This window comes from Okeania sp. SIO2B3 (assembly GCF_010672525.1).
GTDB lineage: Bacteria > Cyanobacteriota > Cyanobacteriia > Cyanobacteriales > Microcoleaceae > Okeania.
Genome location: NZ_JAAHGH010000095.1, coordinates 1 through 18934, shown reverse-complemented (window position 1 = coordinate 18934; position 18934 = coordinate 1). Strand labels below are relative to the sequence as shown.

Sequence of the window (18934 nt, the reverse complement as noted above, 5' to 3'; positions counted from 1 at the left end):
TTTCAACGATTAATAATCACCTTTATACAGAATAGGATTGGCTAAAAGGAGGAATGGACGTGAGTGTAATTCAAGAAGAAAATGCGACTCAAGTTATCTCAGGGACAGAAGATGATAGTCTGTCGATAGAAGAGCTTGCGGATACAACAGAAAGCTCGGATACCTCAAAAAGCTCGGTATCAGAATTAGAATCTGATGCTGACACTTTATTGAGTCCAGAGGATTTACATCATCCCATACGGGGTGAGCCGCGAGCGGATGTTACTAAGAATCCTGTAGCCAAAACAGTATTTGTGGGGGGGCTGTTTGCTGTTGTGGTAGTTGCTATTTCCCTTATTGTGATGCTATTCAATTCCACGGGGAACAAACAAATAGCCAAAACTTCCACGAATGAAGTAGGAGAGACTGATGCTAGTGCTGAAGAAATTAAGCGGCTGCAAGATGAATTATATAAAGAAAGAGCTGCTGTGGCTGTGAGGAATCTTCAGTCACCCTTACAGGAAAACCAAGAGAAACCTAAAAGGTCTAGGACTGCTGAAAAGGCTGAAAAGGTTGAGGAGTCTCCTCAAAAACCTACTCCAAAGTCTGCCTCTACTCCAAAGTCTGCCTCTACTCCAAAGTCTACCCCTACTCCAAAGTCTACCCCTACTCCAAAGTCTACTCCTAGAGCTGCTCCTAGACCTGCTCCTGTGCCTAGAACTGCTCCTCCTCCTAGAGCTGCTCCTGTGCCTAGACCTACTCCGGTTCTTACTCCTAGAGCTGCTCCTGTGCCCAAACCTACTCCGGTTCTTACTCCTACTCCTGCTCCTGTGCCTAGACCTACTCCGGTTCTTACTCCGGCCCCAGAACCCGAAAAGTTTGACGATCTGAGCGCCTGGACAGAACTAGCAGCACTTGGTCAGGTTCAGCGAAAGGAGTTTGAGGAGAAAGAAGTAGTTTCTGATTCAGAAACTCCTCAAGCACAAGCAAAACCAACCCCCGCAACTGCACCGACAAATAATCTTATTGCTTCGGTTGTTGTGGGAGAATCAATCAAGGATGGCTTGACACCAGGAATGCAAGGCATTATTAATCAGAGTTCGGAGTTTACGGGCTACAAGGATATTGAGGTTACTATTGGTACAACTGCAGAAGGTAGGGTAGTAGTACCTCTACATTGGAATCAGGAAATCGATGGTACAGATGGATTGTTTTTGGTGAAGCTAACAGAGCCTTTGGTGGCATCGGATGGTACCCACGCCCTGAAAAAAGGCAGTCAGCTAATTGTGTCGGTATCTTTTATCTCTGATGCCGGACAAGTTTTTCAATCGGTGGTGGCTATAGTTCATCCCGACGGACACCAGGAAACTATTCCTACAACAGGTTCCGGGTATAATGATGCTCCCACAACTCCTTTGGTAATTCGAGGAAACAAAGGGAATGTATTGATTGCTAAAAAAATTAAAGGTACGGATGCTGGGCCGGGATTGGGTAGTGATATTGCTGTGGGATTAATGGCAGGAATTGCGGAGGCTGCCGATAACATAACACAGCCAGAACAGGAAGTCCAAACACAGACCACTAGATTATCTTCTACAACTACTGCCCAACAAAATAGGCAAGAACCAAGGGCAGCATTTATTAAAGGTTTAGCCGAAACTCTAACAGAAAGGATGACGGAACGACTGGACTCTAAGCCCAAGGATTTAAAAATATTCCTGGTTCGTAGGGGAGAAAAGGTTCAATTGTTTGTGAATGGCTTTGTAACGTTTAGAGTTCCTAATAGGAGGTAGTATGAATTGGAAACAAGCCATTTTTTGCGCAATTGCGAGCTTGACAATTATATCAAACCGAGCTTTGTCTGTACCTCCCGCTATAGAAACTGTTACCGCACCAAAAGCGCTAGCTGAGACTAAAGAAGTAATCTTGGTTCCTGGGCGACAGAGTTTGATTGAATTTAGGAATGGGGAAACGATTCAATTTATTTCTCTGGCTGATGTACATCAAATCGTATTTTCTACTGATTTGCCTGTTGATACTGGTCGGGCATCGGTAATTGTATTGAAAACCATTGAACCTCTGCGGTTGAAGGGTGTGGTGGAAACTCCATCTATAAGGTCTGTTCGCGAAGAGGATTATCCTTATGAGACTATTTATCCTACTAATTTGGTGGTTGTTACGTCTAATCAAAATAATGAGAAGCGTACCTATATTTTTGATCTAACTATTTCTCTGACAAGAACTCCTCAAGTTTCTAATGGAGTTGCTATTGTGCCAGAAGTTTTGCCACCAACTGAGGAGCTTCTCACTTTAACTGATGGGCGACGGGCAAGCTTGCTAGATATCCGGCGTGGTTATGTAGAGGCTCTCAAAGGAAAGTATACAGCTTATAAAGACCCCGTTGTTGAGAAAATCAAAAATTTTCTAGATTTAGCTCGTCATGGTGTGGCTTTTCTAGAAGCTGCCCAAAGAGCTGAGTTGCCTTTTGCAGTGGTTGAATCGCTTGCTGAGATTGGCTTGCAAACTTCTGCTACGGACGCGATTGATGATAATCGACCTTCACTTCTGAGAGGATTGATTCGACCAATTCGGAGTCGTGACAAATTTTATAAAAATTATGAAAACTGATTCAATTTTTGGTAGTCCTGTAGATGTAGTGATATTCATACAGGAACCCCTTTCACCGTAAGGAGCTTAACTGCAAAAATCACTACTTGTATACCACTACCCAATTTTTTAGTTTAATTCCCAACAAGTCTAGTCTGTTAATAAAAGAACGGTTAAGGAGACAGTCGTATGGAAGTTAAAGTAGATATCAAGTCGGAAGAAATAATGTGGGCGATTGCTCAAGTGGCGAAACATGGCACTATCGAAGAAGTGCGAATGCTTCTTCCCAAATTGCAATCAGCAGTCAGCGCACTCAACTTACGACTAACAAGAGATGCGAAAATGCTAGCACAGAAACGGAACAAAGAAAAAGACGCGTGGTCCATCAACAATTACATATAATATTTTTTAGGCTGTTTTCCAAAAAACAAAGAATAAATATAGGCAGTTAGATCCCCACATATAGATAATAGAATGTTGGCCAGGGAAACACAATTACCGAATAATTAATAATTAAATAATTCAGCTTGATTAGCCGACATTTTTAATGAATAATCAATCATGAATAATTGATAATTGAGTTGCGGATTTATGGGGAAATAGTTGATGATAAATTATTGATACTCCTGTGTTAATACTTATTAATTATTAATTGTTAATTGTTAATTATTCAGGAGAGGTAATTATTAATTGTTAATTGTTAATTGCTGAACAGCACCAAACCCAATCTATGTAATTGCTTTGAGTTGAAGCCCGGACTATAAGGGACTGGAGTTAGAGTAGCTTGGTATTGCTCTCTCCAGCTTTTTCAGACTGTATAAATCCTGTTAGAAATTTTGTTATAAATCATCTTAAAACAATAAGATTAAGATTCTCGTTACATTTTAGTACAGTTGTCATACGCTGACAATATTCCCCGAATTGTTTCAATAATTTCAATAATAAAAAACGACGTGTGGAGTAGATATGGAGAAGACAAGTATTGATAATGACATGACTAATTCAACATTAGATCCAAGTACAGAGTTGCATGATTTTGATGCACAACTCAAAGCCTCATCAACGGTTTCTAAATTAAGTGAAAAAGAAAAAATGGAGCTAGAAAATTTTGATGCACAACTAAAAACCTCATCGCAAATTAATCCAGAACTTGCTAATTTTGATAATCAGCTAGAGCAAATTGAAGATAATAGTTCTAATAATCAACTTATAGCTGAGGGAATTAATAATTTTCTCAATCTACAAGAAACCGATCATTATGAGACCAATAACTATATTCTAGAAAGGGATGATGGGGAGATTTCAATTAAGACAAAAGACGATAGAGGTGAAGTTTTTCATCAAGATGCACAAGGAAATATTGAGTCTAAATTAACTCAAGATGAAACTGAAAAGTTTGTTGATTTTAGCGAACAAGTCCAAGAAAAAAGCAATGATTTAGAAGGAAATAATGAAACAAACAAAGCCTTGGAGTCAGAGAATGACTACGAACAGGTAGAGAATAAACTTATTGCAGATGGGGTAGATAATTTTCTGACAATGCAAGAGTCGGAACGGTATGAAACTGCTAATTATATACTGGAAAAGCCTGAAAATGGAGAAATATCAATTAGCGCTCGTGACAACGAGAATAAATTGTTTACTGTGGATGAGGATGGTACTATAACAAATCAACTTAGTGCAGAACAAACAGAAGATTTCGTGACTTTTGCTGCTAAAGTAGATGAGGCTGCTAATAAAAAAATACTTGAAGCTGTTGACAATTTTCTTGACCTTCAAGAAAAAGATTATCACGGGACTACTAATTACTTTTTTGAAAGGACAAGTGATGGTGATATTTCTATCACATCAAAATCAAGTGGAGAGGAAGTATTTAAAGCTTCAGCAGATGGAAATATTGTCGAAGAAAATCTGAGTCCAGAAGAGACTAAGAAGTTTTTAAAGTTTGCTAATACTGTCGAGCAAGCTGTCGAACAGAAAGAGTATACTACCTCACAAAAAGAACGTTGACATACTCCCGACGTTGCTATATTTGCGAGACCCGCAGGATTCTTCAGCCAGGGAAGCCGGATGATTCCCACTTTCGGAGCAGATCAATTGACACCCCTAATAATTCTACTACTGCACCTATCTTAATAAATCTGTTAGTCATAATCAGAAATTACACTAGATAATCATAGATTATTTCCAACGGCTTTGTTGCCTTTTTTTTCTCACTTTTATGCCTGAGCAAAACATTATTAATTATTTGAGTTCTGATGGTGTCTAGTCAATATGTCTACTGTTCACAAGACAGTATACAAAAAGATTGTAAATAGATGCTTTATTATTTAAAATTTATTATTTACTATTTCAATTCAACTTATTTATACTCATCTGAAGTAGTTAATTTTTCCTGATTTAATTTCAATACTCTCCAAGCACTAGCACCTCCTATTTTTCCAGATTTGATGAACTGCCAACTACCACGAGTGTAAATATTAGAACCTTTTTGACAATAAGGCTTTACTCCTATTAAATGTTTAACTTCAGATGTAGAAAGCAACCATCCTCCGATAGCAGCTTTCTCTAATTCGTCGTGGTACCAAATTGGACTTTTAGCTTGAATATTAGCTGCGATCGCTCCGACTAGCTGTTCCAATAATTCAAGAGATTGATTTTCATCTGGATATTCCAAGTTTTTTTCATTGCTTTGAGTAATAGATGTCCCATTAGAGGTGTCTAGTGGGGTGTCTACTACTTGCACGACACCTGTTTGAGATACTGGCACAAAACCACTTAATGTAGTGCCGGGAGTTCTGAGGTAATCATGAAGTTGGTCTAACAAACTAATTTGTTCGGGTGTGGCATAGCTATGACCTCTAGCATCTTTTGGTAATACGATGCCTAAGCTCTTGACGCGATCGTAGAATGCCTGACGAGTTTTCAATTTATATCTGTTTAATAATTCTGTAACTTTCATAGTGGCCCCTTTATTGAGGTGTCTAGTGGGTAATCATTAAGTGTCTACTACCTACTAGACACCTCTTGTTTTTTACTGTCTAGTAAATTTGTCTACTAATATGTCTAGTAGCATATCTAGTGTACTATCTACTAATATAGCTATAAAGCAATATTTAATCTAATATTTAAGTGTCTAGTATACTATCTACTACACTATCTAGTGTATACTATCTACTATAGTGTATAGTAGACACTAAAAAAATATGTAAATCAAAAATATCTTTACTGAAAGTTGGCCAATTTTTAGAGAATTGGGACAAACTAACTGAAAATTGTGGACTGAAAATCATGGTCTAAAAAAACTAGGTAGGACTAAACCTACCTAATATGAGTATTTAACTTTCGTCTTGATTGTTTGTAGTACACCTGTACTTCTAACTACTGTCTACTACTGACTAGACACCTATTAAGAGCCTGGAAAGTTTGACTTTATGATCGGCACTCCCGGTCTTCTGGCTCCTTCTTTGCTCGTGGTTTCTTCAATTACTTGGGCTTGTAATAAGCAAGATAATTATTTGTTGGTAAGCAATATCGCTTTTATACATTTATATTGAGCAAAATGTTTAATTATCATACTAAATACCAAGAGCAATAATTAGTGGAATTATTGTCACAATTGAAATACATATTTTTGAGAGGAAGACACAGTCTCTTAGTAGCACCTTCTCCAGAAAAGTCAGAGGAAAATTTGCTCTAAAATCTACAGAAAATGTTATTCCTTATTCCTGATTTGAGTATGACTAATTACAGAAAATGTTATTCCTTATTCCTGATTTGAGCCTGACTAATTTCAGTAAATGTTATTCCTTTATTTGGATAGATAATATTTAGTTATATTATCACTATTATTCCCATTAAATAGTTAAATGGTAGAGTAGTTTTCAAATCAATCTAATAGATTATAATAAGTAACAACAGCAATTCCAACGCTACTGATTTTTAGAAATACTCAGGATTGCTGAACAGATTTTTTACAATTTAATTAATGGAGATATTTAATTATGCTTTTTGTTGGACTTGAAGAGGCTATTAACTCAACTACTAATGCTACTAGAGACTCTCTAGAATCTCGGATTGAAGAGTTAGAACGTCAGTTAGTTCAGCTCAGAAATGAACACGCGGTTAATGAGGAGCGGCATCAAAATCAGAAGACTTTAAAGGGTGCTTTGGAGTCTGGTTTAATTCAGATTATTAAGGCTGTTAATGCTACTAAGATTGCTGGTGAAAATGAACTAGAATTAGGTTTTTGGCAAGAGGTAGAAAAGATTCGATCGGGGGATTATGATTCGATTGATTTGAAGGAATTGCCTGATGCAGATGATTTGTCTGATACTCCTTACCGTCCCGATGAACCTAATGGTGGTAATGATTCTGGTTTAATTGATGTGATTACTGTTGATTTTGATGAGGATGATAGTAATGAAAATGGTACATCAAATGGTCATAAGTCTAATGGTGATGGGTCAAAAAAAGGAGGTAAATCTAATGGTTCTGCTCCTACTAATGGAAAGAATTTATCTGAGGATTTAAGTATAGTTAAATCTAATGGTGATGGGAACAATCATCAGTCTCAACCTAAGTCCGTAGGGGCTTATTATGTGCCAGTGGAAGAGCGAAGTATTCAGCAGTTGAAAGACTTATGTAATGGGTTTGGTTTTACTAAAGAACAGCTACGAGAGTATGGTTCACTGAAACAACGAGAGACTTATTTGAAGGCTTTAAAATCTGTAAAAAATTTGTTGGGTACTCAGGCAGAATAAGACATTGAAAAGCGGTTAACTGGCACTCTTTTTCTGGCCAAATGGGAGTGCTATTATTTATTAAAATTTATTCTACTTCTTGGCGCAATAGTATGTCTATCTACCTGATATTTTTTAGCAGCAAAAGACATATTAACCTCTAACAAATTTCGTTCTTCTAACTTAAAAAGTTTTCCTTTAGGCTGAAGTGGTCTAAGGTTTAAAACATGAATAATTTCTTGAGCTACTGCTTTTGCTAATAGGGGTGGAACTAAATTTCCAACTTGTCTAAAACCATGCCATTTTGTTACATGAAATCTAAACCAATCTGGGTATGAATGTAATCTTGCTGCTTCCCTAACTGTGATGCATCTGGGTGTAAATGGGTGTATTGGTCTTGGAGAAGTATATGCACCTTTGCTACTTGGTGTTCCAGCTCTGAGGGTATTACAAATACCACCAGGATTAAGTCTATAAAAATGGCTTACTGATTCAGTTTGTCCCGGTGATGTAGCATTAAATCTTTCTCTTGATTTTTCTGTATGTTTTGTGCGTAAACTAGAGGTTAAGATTGTTCGGTCTTGTTCGCGTTTATAAGAATAATCATTATCAAGAGGTTCCAGGTTACGGAGTTTTTGAGTATACTTACTGGGTTTGCCATAATCATTTGCTACGTTTATCCAATCTCTTTCTAATAATTCTGGATAATTTTCTACTTCCGGTAAATCTCCTATTGCATCCTTAACAGTTATCAAGTTTTCTGAATTATTACCTATAGGATAATTTGGTAGTTTAAAACCTTTTTGACACCCTATTAAAAATAATCTTTCTCTATGCTGCGGTACGCCATAATTAACAGCATTTAATACTTGATAAGGTTGCTGAACTTGATAACCATTTTTATCGAATTGATCGATAACTTCCTCTAGAAAAAATTTGTATTCTCCTAAAGTTAATCCTTTGACATTTTCTATAACAAAATATTTAGGTTTTAACTCTAGAACTAATCGAACGAAATGAGACATAAGTGTATTGCGGGGGTCGTCTAAGGTACGTTTTTCCATCAGAGAAAAATCTTGACATGGAGGACCACCAAAAACTACATCTATTTCTGTATTTCTAATTCCTGAAAACTGCCTGATTTCATCACCACTAATTGTAACGGCTCGCAAACAAAAACGCTTCAGGTATTAAAACAACTGGATAATATTCTCTCATCTATCAGCCCAAACACCAACCTTTTGTTCCCTAGCTAAATTCTCTGCTAACTTCAGAGAGTCTCCATTAGCACAAGTATAGTAATCGTTACTCAATCTAGCTAACCCATTAAATAGTAACAATCCAGTAGCAGATTCCTCATCATCTCCCATACCTACCCAAATATCACCATACCAAGTGTCTTTATCCTTATCCTTACCTGCAAACACCACGGGTACAACATCAGGAGACTGTTTGACTTGTTGCTGTAAATAAGGTTTGGCATCTAGAGTCAAATCACCCAGACCACATAGTTGCAGTGTACGTTTTCGGAATCCTTTTTTGACTAATACGCGATCGCCACTTTGAATAGACTCAATTTGCCAATATTCAGTTTCTGGAATCCCACTATCTCGAAAAGCTGTGATAGTTTTACTGCTGCGGTTACATCCTACCAAGCTGAATATCATCATCAGTCCAACCACAGTCGGGACAAGTACAATTTTTTGAGAGAATTTGTTCTGTAAATACATAGTTGCACCTTGGGCAAACGCCAGTAAATAGGGGATGAGTATCTAACAAACATAACATCTCTTCTTTGCTGAAACGCTCTTGAGGTTGACGAATTAGCTCACCATTATAATATGAATCTTCAAATACTAATTCACCATTAACGTAACAAGTTCCTGGTGGAGACCAATTTTCTTCAGGGTCAGAATGGTAAGGATTATTTATGCTGTCATTGATTTCAGAAGGCTCGCCAATATCTAGGAAATCTCTAAAATCTTTGCCCTCTAGTTCAGGATCAGGCTTGAAATCTGGGCAGTTTTTATCACTTGGCCCATTAGGATGCAAGGCACAAACTATTGCATAGTGATGAGCGTTATAAATACAATATTCACATTTTTTTTTATTGACATTATTCATATTAAAATAGTAGTCTGTCTTCCTAAATATATGAAATGAAACAGCTAAATCTCTTTGACTATAGTTCTAATTCTATCAACAAACAACCTATTATCACAATGAGTCAAGGAAGTTTAGAGAACTGGAAAACTAAAATTTTCAAATATCAACAGCAAATTATTACTGAAAAATCATCAATAGAACAATTAACATTATTTGATTTAGATAGTTGTTCTAATCGTTTAAGTGCGGAAAATATTAATCCTTTCGCACTTAAACTACACAATTGTGAATTTTATGAACATAAACCTCAGCAGCATGATGATTCTAATTGTATATATTTTATAATTGATAATAATCTACCTTTACTACTATATATTGGAGAATCACAAAACTCTCCCAGGAAACGATGGAAAGGAACCCACCATTGTAAAAATTATATTTTTAACTACATTGAATTGCATAGACAATATAAACTAGAAGTTGCTGTTGTAACAGCCTTTTATTGGGATGTTCCTGTTGAGAAAAAATTACGACAACAGCTAGAATCAGAATTAATTGAAAAGTGGCGATCGCCTTTCAATAAAGAATCATGGAAATTCTGGGGGCAACCATTTGGTAAAATATAACTTTATATTATGTCCGGTTGAATACTTATAAATAAGGGAGTAGGGAGAATAAAGAGATTTGCTATATTATAGATAATTATTTTTTTATAACGCTCTTATCCGGACGTGATATTTTTGTCAGTGTGCATCAGCCCAAAAAAAGAATAGAAGGATATCAATATGTGGCTGAAATACGGCGTGAGTTCTAGCAACGACTTAATAAGTATTAATGAAGTAAATAGTGGAAAAACTAATTTAACCTGTCTCTATTGTGGAGGCAAGCTAACTGCAAAAAAAGGTAGAACAAAAAGACATCATTTTGCGCATACAGAGGAAACTTGCAAACCTGTGCTGTCTAGGCACAAATACAAGTCTTTTCCTGGATTACCTTTGTATGATCGTTTCAATATTCAATTACCAGGAGCAGAGGTTGAAGAGCTGAAAATATTGTGGAAAGAATATCAAAATCAAGGCTTGTTAATACCTAGAGATTTAGTGAATTTACGATGGATATTAAAAGGTTTAATGCAATCTGTTAGCACTAATGAATGCCAATTTACAGATTTAGGTAAAATACCTATGGGAGCTTTATCATTACAACTATTTAATGAAGTTCAAGAACCTTTGTTATTAGCTGAACTAAACAAATTTGAACAAGCTGCTCAAAGAGCTGAATTAGCATCTTATTCTAATTTATGGGAATATCAGGCAGACTTGAAAATGTATCGTGCTATGTTGAAACGGATTTTACTTAATTCTTTGTACTTTTTGCAGATAAAAACTGCTCAGAAAACTTTCTACAAAATTGGTATTACAACTAGACCAATTGAACAACGTATTGCAGAAGTACAACAAGATTTAAACAAACATTTCTCTCATCCAATTGTTAATTTATTGGGATTGTGGGAGCATAGAGGAAATGTAGAACTCTACTTTAAACATAAGTATAAAGATTATAATTATCGTATTGGAAAATTGACAGAGTATTTTGATATTCCTGACATCAAACTGATATTAAACGATTTATTTGAGATGAGAACAAAAGTTTTGACAGAGAAAGAACAAAGTTTATGCTTAAGGTATTAATAGTATAATAAGTAGCCTTATCAAAATGCAAAACTTCTACTTTTTTTTGGGGAATATTCTGCCGAAAAATTCAATAATTTCCGTTCCCTGTGGAGACGAACATTCTACAAACAATAAACCAAAACCTTCAATAAATCTGACAACATTCAAACCAAAATTTTAATCGCCTCAATAGCACTTTCTGGAGTATCCACCACAAAAACTGTTTCAGGAGACAAAGCAACAAAAAAAGCCTGACTTTCTAAATTACAACTCAACAAAATCACCTTTTTATTATTCAGAGGTTGCCAAAGCCACCTCTGAAGCAGTACCCGCACCCATTCCACAGGCAATAACAACATCACTCGAAAGCACATTAATATTATTTCGACTATTACCCATATCAGTAACAATGGGAATATCAACCGCCTCAGAAATACCATCAAGATTATTCCCAGGCAAAATACCGATAGTTAAACCATTAACAGACTTCGCACCCCGAGGAGCAGCATCCATCACCCCCATCTTTCGCCCACCCGTCAGTAAAACCCAAGATTCTTGAGCAATTAATTGACCAAGTTTATAGGCATTTTTCAGGTCTGTTGAAGTAGCGCTACTTCCCGGACCCATCACACCGATGATTATTTTCTTCATTTTTCAGATATAGCAATTTCTTACCCGTCAAATACTTCAATAATGTCACTCATATCCTACTCCTTAATACCGAGCGTTGTCAAAAATCGCGTTTCTTAAATAGATTGATATATATAGCTTTGACAAGAAACTCGGATTAGCGTTTCATAAATTTATATCAAAATTAGATTAGAACAAATAGGTAGGTTGAAATTAAAAACTTACCTATTTATCCTAAAAATTTTACTAGAAAATACCCAGTACAAATTACTGAATTACTGAAATAATAGCTGGCATTTTAGAAGCTTGTAAGCTATAAAAACGCGGAACAACGCGAATAGTCTTCGCGTTAGCGATCGCTATATTAGCCTAGTATTGTAATGTCACGATGCTTGAAAGCTTTCCTGACACAATAATCTTTTACTGCTGCCTCAACTTCTGGATGGTTAGCCGGGTACATATTCGCAGGTACTTGTTTTTGAGAAGTTGTGCTGTAGCGGTTATTTTTGCCTATCAACAGATGTTCACATTTTTTCTTAACTGCCACCCCTAAACTACTTTCAAAGTTAGGAGGAACAGAAAAACCCAGGCGGATAGCTACATCAACTGCGCCCTCATACTGTTCGATTACAGTACCTTGAGCTGGTTTTAACAACTGTTGTTGCTCTGCTAACACTAGGTTACCAAGCCGTGATTTTAATAATTGAGCTAGTTGTAAATCACCTGAATCTGAAAACATCTGAATAGCTTCGCTATGTATTTCGATCGTTCTGTCTGTTACTTTTTGCCACTCAAACCTTGGCCTTTGTTGCTGTAGTACTTTCTTGGCTTCAGAAAAACTTTTGACTAATTGTCGCTTGCATTTTCTGACCTTGACAGTGTTCCTGCTCAGAGTCATTAGATAGGTGGCCTGGTCTTCATTAAGGTAGTAAAATTTTTCAGGATTACCACCACCTTGCTCCCGATAACCAACCTCCGTTTCAAACGGCAGTTGCCCGAAGTCTTGCTCTATCTCGGTTTTGTACTTTTCGATAGTTGCTCTGAAATTTTTATGAGCAATGCCCAACTCTTGAGCAACTAATCGAGAATCAACAAATAGTTGGCCATTACGTTCTGTGATTTCTATTGAATTTTGTATCTGCATCGTTTATAATGTGGATAAGTGGCCATCATTACTGTTACTTTGGCGAGTTCTGTAATGATGGCCGTCGTCATTACTAGAGAAAGCGATCGCAACGCTTCTCTAGTTATTTTTTAGTATATCAGATAAAAAATGCTTCCACAGACTAAAGTAGCTAAAATTTTATCAAATCGGACTTCAAGTTACACAGAATCAATTTTTAACACAATAATACACACTGACAAAAAATCTTCAAATCTATGAAATACAGTATATTTGAGTTGATTTGTTTGAAAAAAAAAATTAGTTTTATTATCTAGAGTTATTGTGTCTTTCCGATAGCAAATGCTATCGGAAAATTATACTATTGTTTGGTAGCTAACCACTCCTCATATTGCTCTTTATTATCAAAAGATTCTTTTGATATTTTTCGTCCTGGCATGAGTTTAAGTTCTGAATTAATAGGATTATATCTACAATAACAAATCACTATTTGGTCAAATTTTGTGACTGGTATTTCAGGGGTATAAACCTCTACTCTTGTTACTTCCCAATTGCTTTGACGGTAGTGGGTGCTGTGGGCATGAATTTCGGGATTATAATCTTCTTTTACTTGCACAAAATCAAGTGGTCTGTATCCTGGCTCTGGAATAGGTTTATCGCTATAATCCCATACTTCTTGCAGCATTCCAGTCAATGCTTGAGTATGTTGCAGCATTCTATCTTCCCAAAAAGGTTCATCTTCATCAGCTTGAAAAATAATATATTTAGCCATTATTCCTCCTCTGTATAATGTTTAGGAAATTCAGTCTTGCCCTTGAAAACACAGTCAACCTTTAAAATTGAATCATTTTCAACTTTTTCAATACGGTTCAACTCCCATCCATATTTCCTTGCCATTTCAGCACACTTTTTTGGATGAGTTGCGCTGTGACGAGATACATTTTCATCTTCATCATACCTTGGTTTGTTGGACATATTTTACTTGATTGTAGATACTTTTTTGATAGTTAGTAAACTTCAATACTCAGTTTATGGAATGCTACTGTCTCGAAAAGATGTGATAGTGTTACTACCGATCGCCCGACAACTGTTTCATCAAGAATCAATACAGGCAACTCCTTTATGCGGGGATTTTTGTAGTCATCGTTCCTCATATTCACCATCATAGTCCACAGCGTTAACCACAATTCAGAGTCAGAGTTAGTTTTTGCAGCTTCTTTCCTGGGGAAATAACCTTTCAACGTAGACTTCTCCCAAAGCATAAGAATATCATAAAGCTCATAAGCTATGTCGGTACGGAAATTTTCGTGCAGAAACCCCTTCTCAAAGAGGTAAGTGAAAATTGTTTCAGTAAGTATTTTTTTTGTCTTATAGTCCTCAAAAGCTTCCTTCGTTACTTCTTTTGTTGTTAGAGAGTATTCATCGTACTCCTTAACTATACTCTGGAACTTAGCGTCTATTCTTTTAATAGAGTCTTGAAAAATCAGATAGTCATCAAGGGATATGACATCTTTTTTTGTTCTTGGAGGGTGTGTCTTAAAATTTTCTATGTCGTTTCTGAGGTTATTTAATAATATTTCTAATCCCTCTTCTCTGGTTTTTCGTGATACATTCAAAAATTTGGCACTATTTACCATGTATTGAAGGTCGTTCACCCCACTGTTTAAGCACCTTAACCAAGATGTTAAAATCAACTGAACTGGAGTTAATTTTGTGTACTTCTGTATTCCCTCGTTATCACCAACAAGGTCTTTGTGGCTCTCCCAGTTGTTTAGGCATATCTCATTCGTTACATCTAGGAAGTTGGCCTTTTTGTAGAATTGTTCGGAGGAAGGATAATCTTTTCGCGACTTAGGAGTTTCTGTATGTCTACTTACATCTTGTTCGGGTTTAGGTTTAGCGATCGCTGCTTCTGGCTGTGGCAAAGTTGAAACTTTGCCTAAAAATTCGTCTAATAATTTGGCGCTTCTTTCTACGAAATATTTACCTGTATTGTGGTAGCCTTTAAGCCTTAATGCTTCCTTCTCGAAATCATTACAGTTATTAAACCTTTCGGAGTTTAATTTTCTTTGCTCTTTGTAGATAAGTGTAGTAGTCATTTTGGGTGGTGTCCCTTTTTGAGTTTTACAGAAGCTCTTTCCTTTCCTCTATATTTATATTATTGCAGTATACAGCGAAAATAGCTACCATACATACATGAGCATTTTGGGAAATTTTGAGGAAACTGATTATCTAAACTTATATATCGCAGTATACAGCGAAAACAGGTATTATGTATAGAGTACCTATAAAATTATCGAAGAAAACTATGCCTAAAGGAAACAGAGAACCAAAAAGCGACGAATTTCACAAGCATGACTTTAAACCAGTAACAGAAGTTCCTCTGGGGAAATTAGCCGACAAACCTGTATGTGTCCGGCTTGAAGTGCATATAGATAGAATACTAAGAAATTTACCTCAAAAAGAACGCATAATTTTATTGAGGCAGTCGATTACAGATGCCGTAATAGAAAAATATGGGAACGGGACCCAGTAACTGAATTGCTGTTTTTTTGCACATAACACCCAGACTGCCCACATAGATTGAGCGATCGCCTATGATCATCTCTAATTAGTCCACCTAATTTTCTGTTCCCACTCCCAATTTTAAATCCCCCTCCTGGAATTGTCCTACTTCCTCATATTCGGGGTGTGACCCGTGACGGAAAAGGTTGTACTCATTGTGCCAGTATTCAGCTTTAGACTTGCTTTCTAATAACCTATATTCAGATACATCTAGACAATTCTGCAATTCGGCTATTTCATTTCTCAGCTTAACTTCACCCTGAGTTAATAATTTCTCAATAACCTCAAAAACCCATACTTCAAAGTCGGGATTTAGCCATGCCGCCAGTTTGAGAGCTACCTTGCGGTGTATCCAGGTGCCTTGCTCTTTTTGATTATTACCACCTTGAATTACCTGAACCAGCTCATCATCTGAATAATTATATTTTCTTTTTAGAGCTGACAAATAATCCTTTGTTTGTTGTGTTCTGAAAAAATTATTCACCCGTTTATTATACTTTTTGCACATAGCTGTAGCATCCCACATACCAGATTTATTTATTACGATTTCTTGGCCTTCAAACAAATTAATTATTTCACTCATTTTGTACTCCTAAAAATATCCGTTGCGCTTTGAAGAGTTACGGTACAACTATTGAGATACATACATCTCACCGTTACGCTTTTTTGTAATTATAACATATAATACTTCAAGTATATCCCTCTTGATTGTGTGTTTTTTGTGTCATTAGACATGAAATATAGGAATATTTTATATTATGAATTACCCGATAATTTTTGATTTTTACTAATAATTGATAGATTTTTATGACTCCATAAATTATTTATTTATCTCAAAGCTATATATCAATCTATTTAAGACACGCTAATTAGCGTTTCTTAAATTTATACCAAAATCAAGTTAGAATAAATAGGTGTATTAGCATTAAACATAACTATGTTTATCGTAATTTCTTAAACTTCAAATACCTCGTTTATCTCAGCCATTTTTACTCCTTTTAAATATGATATGGGGATTCCCATATCATGCAAAACTTTGCACAGAAAAACACTTAAAATATGGGAATTCGTTATCTTGGAATCTTTTTCTTGAAATATACCTCTATAAATAGGCATATTAATGCAAAACTTTATCTATCTATCATAACTAATAATATCAGAAATTAGATGATAAAAATGATTGATTTACAATTTTTCACTATGCCTTTCCGATAGCAAATGCTATCGGAAAACTTGACAAATAAAGGATATTGGAAAAGCAAAAAACAGACATCATCAGGATTATAGCGGTTCACTTTTACTAATGTCTAGACATTAGTTAGTTATTGCCTTCCTGTATAGTTGCTTTTTGGAGAAGGCTCTACAATTTTTATTTCTTTCCAAAAAGCAGGAGGATAGTTATATCTCTCGTCTCCACAATCCCAAACATATACATTGTAGTTATCTTTATCTTTGTAGACATAATAGGTGCCTATTTTATAAGTCCACCCTCCTTTTTTTCGATAAGCTAGCAGTAACAAATTACTACTCCTTTTATTCTCTCTCCAAGGTCCTGTGGGGATATCATTAATTTCTGATTCGTCGTGCCATCTAGTTTCAATTTTACACATGGTTTCAAAGGATAAATTTATATGATGAGATGCGATGGCACCCATTTTATAGGCAGCTAGCACGCTGAGTAGTTCGCGAACGCTATGAGCCGTTTGATATATTTATCAGCTATTTTAGTCGTTTACGAAATTGTTGAACCATCCTTCATTGTAAAAAAGTGAAAAAGGTACAGTAGCCACATACCCACTTCTAATGGAACGAGTTATCTCTATTGGCCATGATTCAAGGTTTGGAGTTTCCCACTCAATAGGTAAAGATGCTATTGCAGCAGCTCCTGGTATATTTTTTAGTTCAAGAGATTTATCATTGCTGACAAGCATAATCTGAACTGTATTAATTCGAGGTTCAGTCCAAGGTATATCTTCTACATCAAGCACATTTGCCTCAAAATCTATATACTCAATACGAGTAATTAGTTTATGTCCATGTAGCCATCCTTCTATCTCTGCGACATAAAAACGGTTATTTTGGTAGTTTATACTGTCCTGTATTGATTGCAGTTTTTGTACAAACTGGTTGAGTTGCTGGATGTGTTTAATAGTGAACCTGAATTTCCAGTTTCTAATGACTCCATTTTCTTCAGTGGCGCTGATACATAAATCACAAGCTTCAGGATTGTCGGCTACAGGGCTAGGACTGCCTGTAAAAACACTGTCAATTTTTTCTACTTCAGTAATTATTTTCATTTTTATTGTTTTTTAATCTCCCCAGTGAATAACAAATATTGGGGATGCGACTTCCAGGCATTGCACCTGGAATGACAGCTTAGAACTGCGATCGCTTTTTTTACTATAGACTATTGACCACCGGACGAGGCTGACGAAATCCCTAACGGATGGATGGTTCTCCTAATCTATACATGATTAATTTCAACACTGCAACTTGAACTGCATCTGTGCTAGCTTCAGAAATATCTTCGTCCAGGCTAGTTGCCAATTCCACAACTTCTCTGGATAAATCAGTATCTTCAATGCAGCAGGCTAGATTATCCAGAATCTGATAAGCTGAAATCAATAATTCTTCAAAATTCATCTGGGGAATCAATTCATCAAGTTGATCGAGGTTTTGTTGGTCTCGCTCGGATGGCTTTTTACTTACAAAATAATTAACAGATTTCATTCTTCTTTCTCCTATTTGTGTAGAATTTGACACGGCCTAGACTTCGGTGAGTGCTTCCAACCAGTCGGTTATGTAGGTTTGAAAAATCAGTCTTGGTATGGTGATGATTGCGTCGGGCGTTAGTATTGATATATCATCACCTACTCTCACGGCTGCCTCTATGTACTCCGGGTAAACTATCCTGCCCAGTTCCATAGAAGTAGCGATAGACTTCCAGTCCGCTTGCGCGATCGCTGCTTCTATACTCGTCATTCCAAGTACCTAGAATTCGTCGTAGTCATCGGGTGATGCAGAGGCTTGAAATTCTGCTACTTCCTGCCAGATTTGCTCATAGGACTTGCCAGGTTCATTGGAGTAACAGTCTAAATCCTCTTCATACAGAGGGAGTTTATATGCAGTAGTTTCAGCTTCTGTGCAAATGTTGTAGGGAGGCTGGCTGTAATCTGTATACAACCAAGCTTCGTCTGTACCTGCATATAGCCAGTTGTTGTTGGGAGATGTAGAAGGAACGGTAGAAGTAATTGTAGCTGTAGTAGTAGTTGTGGGGATTTGTGCTAACATAATAAAGTCTCCTAGTTTAGGGGCGGGACATCACACAAGCTTTGGACGGTCTGAGTGATGTCCCTTTTGAGTTGTCTATAGAGGCTCTTTCCTGGTTGGGTCGAAGCCTGGTATTACCCAGGGCAACTCCCAGTTAGATCCGGACGTGCCCGTTTCCGTGCATCCGGCTCCCGACAATCTGTACATCACTCAGGGGAGTGAGTATCATTGCTTCATGT

At 36.5% G+C, this 18934-nt stretch carries 21 protein-coding genes and 1 pseudogene; 8 read left to right on the top strand and 14 right to left on the bottom strand.

Annotated elements, in window-relative coordinates; genetic code table 11:
• Positions 1 to 59: 59 nt before the first annotated feature.
• From F6K15_RS31105 to F6K15_RS31090, 4 genes are all read left to right on the top strand, one after another.
• A complete protein-coding gene (locus F6K15_RS31105) occupies positions 60 to 1772 on the top strand; it encodes a hypothetical protein (RefSeq protein ID WP_293068890.1) in 1713 nt (570 codons plus the stop codon).
• 1 nt (position 1773) lies between these two features.
• Positions 1774 to 2607 carry a hypothetical protein gene (locus F6K15_RS31100; protein ID WP_293068888.1) on the top strand — a complete coding sequence of 278 codons (834 nt, stop codon included), beginning with the start codon at positions 1774 to 1776 and terminating at the stop codon, positions 2605 to 2607.
• Positions 2608 to 2775: 168 nt separating this feature from the next.
• A complete protein-coding gene (locus F6K15_RS31095; protein WP_293068885.1) occupies positions 2776 to 2988 on the top strand; it encodes a hypothetical protein in 213 nt (70 codons plus the stop codon).
• Positions 2989 to 3552: 564 nt separating this feature from the next.
• Complete coding sequence (locus tag F6K15_RS31090) at positions 3553 to 4596, top strand: hypothetical protein (RefSeq protein WP_293068882.1); 1044 nt, start codon at positions 3553 to 3555, stop codon at positions 4594 to 4596.
• Positions 4597 to 4948: 352 nt separating this feature from the next.
• Here the strand turns inward: F6K15_RS31090 and F6K15_RS31085 are convergent, their stop codons facing one another.
• Positions 4949 to 5548, bottom strand: a complete 600-nt coding sequence (locus F6K15_RS31085; RefSeq protein ID WP_293068879.1) for a hypothetical protein — start codon at positions 5546 to 5548, stop codon at positions 4949 to 4951.
• A 1042-nt stretch (positions 5549 to 6590) separates the two neighbouring features.
• On the opposite strand from F6K15_RS31085, the gene F6K15_RS31080 reads away from it, so the two are divergent.
• Entirely contained in the window at positions 6591 to 7349 is a 759-nt protein-coding gene (locus F6K15_RS31080; RefSeq protein ID WP_293068877.1) for a hypothetical protein, read from the top strand.
• 53 nt (positions 7350 to 7402) lie between these two features.
• Here the strand turns inward: F6K15_RS31080 and F6K15_RS31075 are convergent, their stop codons facing one another.
• The 3 genes from F6K15_RS31075 to F6K15_RS31065 are packed head-to-tail and all read right to left on the bottom strand — an operon-like array spanning position 7403 to position 9452.
• Positions 7403 to 8500 carry a DNA cytosine methyltransferase gene (locus F6K15_RS31075; protein WP_293068874.1) on the bottom strand — a complete coding sequence of 366 codons (1098 nt, stop codon included), beginning with the start codon at positions 8498 to 8500 and terminating at the stop codon, positions 7403 to 7405.
• A 42-nt stretch (positions 8501 to 8542) separates the two neighbouring features.
• Positions 8543 to 8998, bottom strand: a complete 456-nt coding sequence (locus F6K15_RS31070; RefSeq protein ID WP_293068872.1) for a thermonuclease family protein — start codon at positions 8996 to 8998, stop codon at positions 8543 to 8545.
• Positions 8970 to 9452, bottom strand: a complete 483-nt coding sequence (locus F6K15_RS31065) for a hypothetical protein (protein WP_293068869.1) — start codon at positions 9450 to 9452, stop codon at positions 8970 to 8972. The genes F6K15_RS31070 and F6K15_RS31065 overlap by 29 nt, the downstream gene beginning before the upstream one ends.
• Positions 9453 to 9487: 35 nt before the next feature.
• Between F6K15_RS31065 and F6K15_RS31060 the strand changes: the two genes are divergently transcribed.
• Both F6K15_RS31060 and F6K15_RS31055 read left to right on the top strand, forming a co-directional pair.
• The gene (locus F6K15_RS31060) at positions 9488 to 10060 is read left to right on the top strand and encodes a GIY-YIG nuclease family protein (RefSeq protein WP_293068866.1); all 573 of its coding nucleotides are present in this window, start codon (positions 9488 to 9490) and stop codon (positions 10058 to 10060) included.
• A gap of 159 nt (positions 10061 to 10219) precedes the next feature.
• Positions 10220 to 11125, top strand: coding sequence for a GIY-YIG nuclease family protein (locus F6K15_RS31055; protein ID WP_293068863.1), 906 nt, complete (start codon positions 10220 to 10222; stop codon positions 11123 to 11125).
• A gap of 146 nt (positions 11126 to 11271) precedes the next feature.
• Here F6K15_RS31055 and F6K15_RS31050 read toward each other — a convergent pair.
• The 5 genes and pseudogenes from F6K15_RS31050 to F6K15_RS31030 form a co-directional block, all read right to left on the bottom strand.
• Positions 11272 to 11758: pseudogene (locus F6K15_RS31050) on the bottom strand (cytochrome).
• Between the two features lie 343 nt (positions 11759 to 12101).
• Positions 12102 to 12881: a Rha family transcriptional regulator gene (locus F6K15_RS31045; protein WP_293068861.1), complete on the bottom strand. Its 780-nt coding sequence runs from the start codon at positions 12879 to 12881 to the stop codon at positions 12102 to 12104.
• Positions 12882 to 13221: 340 nt separating this feature from the next.
• Entirely contained in the window at positions 13222 to 13632 is a 411-nt protein-coding gene (locus F6K15_RS31040) for a hypothetical protein (protein WP_293068858.1), read from the bottom strand.
• Complete coding sequence (locus F6K15_RS31035; protein WP_293068855.1) at positions 13632 to 13835, bottom strand: hypothetical protein; 204 nt, start codon at positions 13833 to 13835, stop codon at positions 13632 to 13634. The genes F6K15_RS31040 and F6K15_RS31035 overlap by 1 nt, the downstream gene beginning before the upstream one ends.
• 32 nt (positions 13836 to 13867) lie before the next feature.
• Positions 13868 to 14959: a hypothetical protein gene (locus tag F6K15_RS31030; RefSeq protein WP_293068852.1), complete on the bottom strand. Its 1092-nt coding sequence runs from the start codon at positions 14957 to 14959 to the stop codon at positions 13868 to 13870.
• Positions 14960 to 15168: 209 nt separating this feature from the next.
• Between F6K15_RS31030 and F6K15_RS31025 the strand changes: the two genes are divergently transcribed.
• Entirely contained in the window at positions 15169 to 15396 is a 228-nt protein-coding gene (locus tag F6K15_RS31025; RefSeq protein WP_293068849.1) for a hypothetical protein, read from the top strand.
• An 84-nt stretch (positions 15397 to 15480) separates the two neighbouring features.
• Here the strand turns inward: F6K15_RS31025 and F6K15_RS31020 are convergent, their stop codons facing one another.
• The 5 genes from F6K15_RS31020 to F6K15_RS31000 form a co-directional block, all read right to left on the bottom strand.
• Positions 15481 to 16008, bottom strand: coding sequence for a KilA-N domain-containing protein (locus tag F6K15_RS31020; RefSeq protein ID WP_293068846.1), 528 nt, complete (start codon positions 16006 to 16008; stop codon positions 15481 to 15483).
• Positions 16009 to 16747: 739 nt separating this feature from the next.
• Entirely contained in the window at positions 16748 to 17035 is a 288-nt protein-coding gene (locus tag F6K15_RS31015; RefSeq protein ID WP_293068844.1) for a hypothetical protein, read from the bottom strand.
• 114 nt (positions 17036 to 17149) lie between these two features.
• Positions 17150 to 17722 carry a hypothetical protein gene (locus F6K15_RS31010; RefSeq protein ID WP_293068841.1) on the bottom strand — a complete coding sequence of 191 codons (573 nt, stop codon included), beginning with the start codon at positions 17720 to 17722 and terminating at the stop codon, positions 17150 to 17152.
• Between the two features lie 142 nt (positions 17723 to 17864).
• Positions 17865 to 18155, bottom strand: coding sequence for a hypothetical protein (locus tag F6K15_RS31005; RefSeq protein ID WP_293068837.1), 291 nt, complete (start codon positions 18153 to 18155; stop codon positions 17865 to 17867).
• Positions 18156 to 18416: 261 nt separating this feature from the next.
• Entirely contained in the window at positions 18417 to 18716 is a 300-nt protein-coding gene (locus tag F6K15_RS31000; protein ID WP_293068834.1) for a hypothetical protein, read from the bottom strand.
• Positions 18717 to 18934 lie beyond the last annotated feature (218 nt).

Excerpts from the sequence above, each read along its gene's own strand:
- F6K15_RS31100 (WP_293068888.1), top strand. The coding sequence starts at position 1,774 with ATGAATTGGAAACAAGCCATTTTTTGCGCAATTGCGAGCTTGACAATT.
- F6K15_RS31095 (WP_293068885.1), top strand. The coding sequence starts at position 2,776 with ATGGAAGTTAAAGTAGATATCAAGTCGGAAGAAATAATGTGGGCGATT.
- F6K15_RS31090 (WP_293068882.1), top strand. The coding sequence starts at position 3,553 with ATGGAGAAGACAAGTATTGATAATGACATGACTAATTCAACATTAGAT.
- F6K15_RS31085 (WP_293068879.1), bottom strand. The coding sequence starts at position 5,548 with ATGAAAGTTACAGAATTATTAAACAGATATAAATTGAAAACTCGTCAG.
- F6K15_RS31080 (WP_293068877.1), top strand. The coding sequence starts at position 6,591 with ATGCTTTTTGTTGGACTTGAAGAGGCTATTAACTCAACTACTAATGCT.
- F6K15_RS31070 (WP_293068872.1), bottom strand. The coding sequence starts at position 8,998 with ATGATGATATTCAGCTTGGTAGGATGTAACCGCAGCAGTAAAACTATC.
- F6K15_RS31065 (WP_293068869.1), bottom strand. The coding sequence starts at position 9,452 with ATGAATAATGTCAATAAAAAAAAATGTGAATATTGTATTTATAACGCT.
- F6K15_RS31060 (WP_293068866.1), top strand. The coding sequence starts at position 9,488 with ATGAAACAGCTAAATCTCTTTGACTATAGTTCTAATTCTATCAACAAA.
- F6K15_RS31055 (WP_293068863.1), top strand. The coding sequence starts at position 10,220 with ATGTGGCTGAAATACGGCGTGAGTTCTAGCAACGACTTAATAAGTATT.
- F6K15_RS31045 (WP_293068861.1), bottom strand. The coding sequence starts at position 12,881 with ATGCAGATACAAAATTCAATAGAAATCACAGAACGTAATGGCCAACTA.
- F6K15_RS31040 (WP_293068858.1), bottom strand. The coding sequence starts at position 13,632 with ATGGCTAAATATATTATTTTTCAAGCTGATGAAGATGAACCTTTTTGG.
- F6K15_RS31035 (WP_293068855.1), bottom strand. The coding sequence starts at position 13,835 with ATGTCCAACAAACCAAGGTATGATGAAGATGAAAATGTATCTCGTCAC.
- F6K15_RS31030 (WP_293068852.1), bottom strand. The coding sequence starts at position 14,959 with ATGACTACTACACTTATCTACAAAGAGCAAAGAAAATTAAACTCCGAA.
- F6K15_RS31025 (WP_293068849.1), top strand. The coding sequence starts at position 15,169 with ATGCCTAAAGGAAACAGAGAACCAAAAAGCGACGAATTTCACAAGCAT.
- F6K15_RS31020 (WP_293068846.1), bottom strand. The coding sequence starts at position 16,008 with ATGAGTGAAATAATTAATTTGTTTGAAGGCCAAGAAATCGTAATAAAT.
- F6K15_RS31015 (WP_293068844.1), bottom strand. The coding sequence starts at position 17,035 with ATGTGTAAAATTGAAACTAGATGGCACGACGAATCAGAAATTAATGAT.
- F6K15_RS31010 (WP_293068841.1), bottom strand. The coding sequence starts at position 17,722 with ATGAAAATAATTACTGAAGTAGAAAAAATTGACAGTGTTTTTACAGGC.
- F6K15_RS31005 (WP_293068837.1), bottom strand. The coding sequence starts at position 18,155 with ATGAAATCTGTTAATTATTTTGTAAGTAAAAAGCCATCCGAGCGAGAC.
- F6K15_RS31000 (WP_293068834.1), bottom strand. The coding sequence starts at position 18,716 with ATGTTAGCACAAATCCCCACAACTACTACTACAGCTACAATTACTTCT.